At 55.3% G+C, this 5978-nt stretch carries 6 protein-coding genes; all 6 read right to left on the minus strand.

Annotated elements, in window-relative coordinates:
- Positions 1-48: 48 nt before the first annotated feature.
- Positions 49-1137 (minus strand): iron-containing alcohol dehydrogenase family protein, encoded by a 1089-nt coding sequence (locus UC14_RS25730; protein WP_112198703.1) that lies wholly within the window; start codon positions 1135-1137, stop codon positions 49-51.
- 64 nt (positions 1138-1201) lie between these two features.
- Positions 1202-2056: a MurR/RpiR family transcriptional regulator gene (locus UC14_RS25735; protein WP_013575720.1), complete on the minus strand. Its 855-nt coding sequence runs from the start codon at positions 2054-2056 to the stop codon at positions 1202-1204.
- Between the two features lie 2 nt (positions 2057-2058).
- A complete protein-coding gene (locus UC14_RS25740) occupies positions 2059-3378 on the minus strand; it encodes an MFS transporter (protein ID WP_013575719.1) in 1320 nt (439 codons plus the stop codon).
- A gap of 192 nt (positions 3379-3570) precedes the next feature.
- Complete coding sequence (locus tag UC14_RS25745; RefSeq protein WP_013575718.1) at positions 3571-3909, minus strand: hypothetical protein; 339 nt, start codon at positions 3907-3909, stop codon at positions 3571-3573.
- A gap of 105 nt (positions 3910-4014) precedes the next feature.
- Complete coding sequence (gene fhuF / locus UC14_RS25750) at positions 4015-4779, minus strand: siderophore-iron reductase FhuF (RefSeq protein ID WP_037034394.1); 765 nt, start codon at positions 4777-4779, stop codon at positions 4015-4017.
- A 132-nt stretch (positions 4780-4911) separates the two neighbouring features.
- Positions 4912-5826 (minus strand): dihydrodipicolinate synthase family protein, encoded by a 915-nt coding sequence (locus UC14_RS25755; RefSeq protein WP_112198704.1) that lies wholly within the window; start codon positions 5824-5826, stop codon positions 4912-4914.
- Between the last annotated feature and the right edge of the window lie 152 nt (positions 5827-5978).

Here is a 5978-nt window from a genome sequence, read left to right on the forward strand (position 1 = left end):
CCCACGACCTTGACCTGAAGGCCAGTTTGCACAGCATGCGCAAAAAAACTAATTAATTTTTGCCCCAAGCCTCTCCACTCTTTCTACCGCACCCCTGACATCTTCAAAGGTAATATCCACGGGCATGTTCGCCATATCCGGCGTGCTCAGACTGCGGTCAATAATCACGGCCAGATCCTGCTCCGTCAGCCCTGTCGCGATATGCGCTAACTGTGTTGGTATGGCACTGTCGCGGGCCAGGGCGATGGCGGTCAGCAACTCATCGTCGCTGCGGTTTTCCAGTGCCAGCAGGCACAGGTTGCTGTAACCGACCAGTAAACCATGAGGGATGTGGCGGGTTTTCGGGCAGGCGGTGAAACCTTCGTATAACGCATGGGAAGCGCCGGTGTGTGCGCCGTTGCTCATGACTGAGGTCAGTCCGGCGTAAAGGAAAATGGCATCGAGCACCTGTTCGAGGGCGTTGTTGGCTTTGCCGTCATGCACCGCAAAACAGGCGTCGGCGGCGAAATGTTCGATCAGGGTGTAACACAATTCACTGTTGGTTCTGGCGACACCTGCCAGGCCGGTAAGCTGATTCAGGTCGCTGATGGCACGATATTCGTACCATTTTGCCAGCGTATCGCCGATGCCCGCTGAGAGCCATTGCAGCGGGGCTGTGGCCAGTAAATCAGCGTCGATCACCACCGCAGCGGGGCCACAGGGTAACGGCATCATGTCACGGAATTCACCATCCTGAAGATAACGGAACGCCAGCGAGGTCACCGCCGAACAGGTGCCCGCAATGCTCGGCAGTGTCACCACCGGAATATTGCACGCCACGCCTGCCGCTTTGGCGGTATCCAGCGCTTTTCCGCCACCGGTGGCGATAATCACTTCCACCCCTTGCGTGCGGAACACGTCTGCCAGCCGGTCGATTTCCTCCTGACAACACACGCCGTTGAAGATTTCACTGCCAAGATAACTGACCATCTGCTGCTCGAGCTGATCCGCGACTTTCGCCTCGACGCTGGCAATGGCGCGTTTACCGCCCACTAACATTGCCCGCTGGCCTAAGCGTCCGCACATCGCGCCCAGATGCTTAATGGCGCCGCGCCCGCGCAGTACGCTGGCAGGAAATACCAAACGATGGGTGAACATGCATGCCCTCATAAACTCAGGTGTTTTATGAAGTATAGAAGGCGCGCAGCAGAGCGTAAGAATATCAGCGGCGGCGCTGACGCACGACGTCGTGGGTTTTGCGCAAGGCGTCGCGCGCACCCGGCAGACGCTGCGCGACACCGATAAACAGACAGTCGATGATCAGCAACTGGCTGGTCCGGCTGGCCATCGCCGCGGCCCGAAAACCCATTTCGCGGCTGCTGGTTCGTAACACGATATCGGCCTTGCGGGCGAGGGCGGCACGGCCATTGGCGGTGATCGCCAGCGTTGTTGCCCCCGCGGCTTTAGCCTGTGTAAGCGCTTCAATGACATCTGCCGTCTGGCCGGAGTGGGAAATCGCCAGCGCTGCATCTGCATTCGTTAACTGACAGGCGCTCACCAGACTTTCGTCTGTGCTGCCAAAAGTCTGGGCGACAACGCCGATGCGCCGCAGTTTCTGGCAGAAGTCCTGAGCAACCAGCGCTGAGGCACCGGTGCCGTAAATATCAATCCGGCGTGCCTGTGAAAGGATGCTGACCGCCTGTTCCAGCGTTGCTGCGCTGAGGAGCTGCGTGGTCTCGGTCGCGCCTTTGACCTCGAATTCCAGCAGCTTTTGCAGGATCTGCTTGGGCGAATCATTGTCGCCGATATCCGCCGCCAGGGGCATCTCGATGGGCATCGGACTGGAGGTTTCTGCGGCCAACGCCAGCCGCAGCGCCGGATAGCCGGTAAACCCCAGCCGTTTGCTGGTGCGTACCACCGTGGCGGTGCTGGTTTCAGCGTATTTTGCCAGTTCCGTCACGCCCATTTTCGCCACACCCAGCGGATTGAGCCTGATAATGGTGATGATGCGTTTTTCCGCCGGAGAAAAACTGCCCTGTAATGCGTTCAGACGTGACTGCAGGTCACTGCCATTCATGCTTATTCCTCCAGTTCACGTAAATGATCGTCTTTTCGTAACGTCATCAGCGCAAACAGGCTGACCACGCAGGTGGCGACCACGTAATACGCCGGAATATCCAGATTGCCGGTCTCTTTAATCAGACCGGTTATGATCAAACCGGCACAGCCGGAGAACACGGCGTTCGACAATGAATAGGATAATCCCAGACCGGTATAACGCACGCGGGTCGGGAACATTTCCGCCAGCATCGCCGGGCCGGGACCGGCAATCATGCCAATTGTTGCCCCGGCAATCAGCACTGCAATGCCTTTCACCAGCAGACTGCTTTCAGGGTTTTGCAGCAAATGCAGCAACGGAAAACTCAGCACGATGACGGCAAATACGGCAATCATCATCACTTTTTTACGGCCGATTTTATCGCTCAGCCAGCCGGAAGGCAGAATAGCCAGCGCGAAACCGACGTTCGCCAGCACGGTGGCCACCAGTGCCTGTAAAAACGTGGCGTGCAGGGAGGTTTGCAGATAAGACGGCATCACCACCAGGAAGGTATAACCGCCCGCCGACCAGCCCATCATGCGGCCAATCCCCAGCGCAATAGCTTTGGCGGTGGCGACAGCAGAGGCTTTTTCAGCGGCTGTTTTTTGCGCTTTCGGTTCGGCCTTTTTACTGGCAACAAAGTTGGGTGTTTCATCGAGTTTCAGGCGCAGATACAACGCCACCAGCCCCATCGGCAGCGCCAGAAGGAACGGAATACGCCATCCCCAGTCTTTCATTTGTGCTTCGGGAAGGGTCTGAACCAGCAACGCGACCAGCGCCACGCCGGTCAGCAAGCCCAGCGAAACGGTAAACGACTGCCACGCGCCATAAATACCGCGTTTGCCTTTCGGTGCGAATTCGGTCATCAGGGAGACCGCGCCACCGAATTCACCCCCCGCAAACAAGCCCTGGAACATGCGCATCAGTGTCAGTAACAGCGGGGCGGCTACACCAATCTGCGCGTACGTCGGCAGCAAACCAATGATCGCTGTGGCGAGCGTCATCAGCAGAACGACGGCGATCAGTGTCGGCTTGCGGCCAATGCGGTCGCCGATGCGACCAAAAATGATCGCACCAATGGGACGACAGAAAAACGCCAGCGCGAACGACGCATACGTCAGAAGTAACCCGGTCAGGCCGGTCTGGCCTTCCAGCGTGAAAAAGTTACCGGCGATCAGCGTCGCCAGATAACCGTAAACGCCGAATTCATACCATTCGATAAAATTACCGACCGAACCGGCGACGAGCGCGCGGCGTGACTGGCTGGCGGTAGCAGGGGAAATCTGTCCGGTGCGGGTCATCATTAACCTCTTCAGGAAAAGAACATTGTTATAAGAATAGGATGTAAATAATTTTCTAAATACTGGTGATTATTATGTCAATAATTTTCATGTATTGAACAAAATTAAAGCGGGAAGTGTGGGGTCAGGCAGGTTTTTTGGCATAAAAAAGGCTGCGCCTCGAAAGGAGCAGCCTGTTTAAAAGCGGGGCAGTTACAGCGTGTGGATGTCGATACCGTCACCGATATTGCTTTTCTGGTAGTAAGCCCGCGGGACTTCTACCTGATACTGTTTGTCAGCGTAAGCGACTTCCAGAATAAAACGTTCGTTCTCATAAGATTCCACCGGAATAAATCCGAAGAATCCTTCCGTGACGCTGATCGTCCGGGAAGACGGAATCGCGTAACGATGAACAATCCTTGCTCTGAGCGGTTCTTGCTTGCCAGTTAACGTATTCCATACGCGGTTAACGGGTTGCGCCAGAGAATCAATCACCTCTGAGGCCAGCGAGTTAAGAGCGGAGGGCCAGCTCTTCGGTGTTTTCATAGTCATGATAAATACCTCGTTGGTCTATATAACCCAATTCTTATAATTATCCGCGGCTAAGATCCAATCATTTTTTACGCTAAGTTTATTCAGGTTTTGTAAGTGTTTGATTTATCCGGCGACGGTTTTGCGTCTTTTGCCGGATTTACGTTCTGCTAGCAATAACGGGCAGGAAGGGCACATGGCGTGGTCTTCCAGATCGTAGCGCAGGCAACACTGTTTGCGGTACTGCGGGCTGTCGGGGTCTGAGGGATCTTCCGCGCGCAGCGGCTGAAATAACGGATTTTTGCCGCCATAACGCAGCTCGCGCGATTCCATCAGCCGCATACCGTCCGAGATATCGGCATTGACCAGCTCTGCCTGTTTGACGCCCCAGCCGACGCGGATTGCCGCGTTGCTCCAGTAAATGCCCGGCTTTAAACCGGAGAATTCTGCCAGCGCTTCGCAAACCGGACGCAATTGCTGTTCGATCATCACATCGAAACGCGCCATCGGTTCAGCGGATGTCAGCGCTTCGCCTTCGCCGTCGAGATAAATTTGCGCAGGTAAGCCTTCTTCCTGCATGCACAGATAGACATTTTCAGCGGCGATAGGCAGTTGCCAGCCGTGACGCAGAGAGACGATCACCCAGCTCGGCAGCAGGGTGGCGAAATACCATTGTGACCACATCGAGATCCGCGCACGGCGTGTGTCGCACTTTGCGGCATCGGCGGCATTGGCATCCAGATAGCGTTTGAGCACGCTGGCGCAACCTTCGGCAGTGGTCAGCAGTGACATCGGCACCGCATTGGTCACCAGCGGTGTCATCGGTTTGAAAGTATCTGCAACCCAGCTGACCGGCGTTTCGCGGAAACTGTCGAGGAGTGTTTGCATCATCAGGTTATGAAAGTCATTCGGCTTGGTAAATCATGGGAATAGAGTAACGAATATTAAAGCGGAATAGTAATGATTTCGATTTAGATTGAGGGTTTTTGCCTCCCGCAGTGAAGGGGAGGCGCAGAGGAAGCGTTAGCCGACGACACTGACGCCAGCCTGTTTCAAAATCTCACGCACAACCTTTTGTTTGTCATTGCTCAGCGGCAGCGCCGGTTTGAGTGAATACACCGGCATTTCACTGATGACTTGTGAAATGGCGTATTTGATGACGTTGTAGATCGGCGTATCCAGCGTGTACAGCGGAGGCAGGAAGGATAACCGTTGTTGCAGTTCTACTGCAGTGGCGAAATCTTTCTCTTTAAAGGCGCGGTAAATTCCACAGGTGAGTTGCGGGGCGAAGTTGGCGCTGGCGGGGATCGCGCCGTCGCCGCCGAGGATCAGCGTGCCGAACAGATATTCGTCATAACCGGAGAACACGGCGAAATCAGGGCGCTCAGGTTTCACGGCCTGTATCGTTTCGCGAATGTGATTGAGGCTGTCCACGGTATCTTTCAGGCCGACAATGTTCGGGCATTCCAGCGCCAGACGTTTGATCAGGCTGACGGGCAACGGCTGACCCGTCAGTCCCGGATAGTTGTACATGATCACCGGCAAACCCGCGTCTTCAGCAATCGTGCGGTAATGCAGATACAGCGCTTCTTCGGTCACCGGATTGTAATAAGGATTCACCACCACCACGCCGTCGGCACCGACGCTTTTAGCGTGTCGCGCGAAGGCCAGCGTTTCTGCCGTACCCGGATGCGCTGCGCCGATCAAAACGGGCACGCGCCCGGCAACATGCCTGGTGCAAAACTCAGCCACTTCATGACGCAGCGCCTGAGACATATGCGCGAATTCCCCTGCACTGCCGAGGAAAAACAGGCCGTTCACGCCGCCTTCAATCGTAAAATCAACCAGACGCGCCATCCCCTGACGGTCAAGCTGCTCATTCTCATTCAGGATCGTTGCGACAGGGGGGATCACGCCATGAAACAGTGGACGGCTCATACATTCGTTCTCCATATGAAAGTGGAAAGTACTCAACACCCCATTTATAGAACGCTGTTTCAAATTTTTATAGCGATGGGATCGAATTACATGGATTTAGCGAAGATTTGGAAGGGAAGTCACAAAGGCGGGGTTAACTCCCTCCCCTGCGA

Origin of the sequence: Rahnella sp. NRRL B-41462 (genome assembly GCF_003263525.1) — a bacterium.
Taxonomy (GTDB): Bacteria; Pseudomonadota; Gammaproteobacteria; order Enterobacterales; family Enterobacteriaceae; genus Rahnella; species Rahnella aceris.

Excerpts from the sequence above, each read along its gene's own strand:
- UC14_RS25740 (WP_013575719.1), bottom strand. The coding sequence starts at position 3,378 with ATGACCCGCACCGGACAGATTTCCCCTGCTACCGCCAGCCAGTCACGC.
- UC14_RS25730 (WP_112198703.1), bottom strand. The coding sequence starts at position 1,137 with ATGTTCACCCATCGTTTGGTATTTCCTGCCAGCGTACTGCGCGGGCGC.
- UC14_RS25735 (WP_013575720.1), bottom strand. The coding sequence starts at position 2,056 with ATGAATGGCAGTGACCTGCAGTCACGTCTGAACGCATTACAGGGCAGT.
- UC14_RS25745 (WP_013575718.1), bottom strand. The coding sequence starts at position 3,909 with ATGACTATGAAAACACCGAAGAGCTGGCCCTCCGCTCTTAACTCGCTG.
- fhuF (WP_037034394.1), bottom strand. The coding sequence starts at position 4,779 with ATGATGCAAACACTCCTCGACAGTTTCCGCGAAACGCCGGTCAGCTGG.
- UC14_RS25755 (WP_112198704.1), bottom strand. The coding sequence starts at position 5,826 with ATGAGCCGTCCACTGTTTCATGGCGTGATCCCCCCTGTCGCAACGATC.